The 252-nt window shown below is 70.6% G+C and carries 1 protein-coding gene; it reads left to right on the forward strand.

Annotated features, from left to right (window positions below):
• Nucleotides 1–252 (forward strand): hypothetical protein (locus IG65_RS38835; protein ID WP_036526743.1); only part of this gene is annotated, 252 nt, incomplete at both ends.

Raw genomic sequence — 252 nt, forward strand, 5'->3', positions numbered from 1 at the left:
GGCGAACCCGACTTCACTCGCCCGGACGAGCCGGCGGACCAAGCGACACGGCTGGCCGGATTGCTGGGAATCCCGGCTCCGGCCGTCACGAACCAGATCGCCGAACTCGAACGCAACGGTGCCACCGATCCGGTGCGCGAACTGCTGAATCGGGCCGGTATCGCGCCCGCCACGGCCGAGGCGCTGCGGCAACATGTCGAGGCCACCGCCCCCGCGAAGGCGCGCGAGCGTGCAGGACTCAGCGATGTGGAC

The sequence above is a fragment of the Nocardia sp. NRRL WC-3656 genome, assembly GCF_000720265.1.
Taxonomy (GTDB): domain Bacteria; phylum Actinomycetota; class Actinomycetes; order Mycobacteriales; family Mycobacteriaceae; genus Nocardia; species Nocardia nova.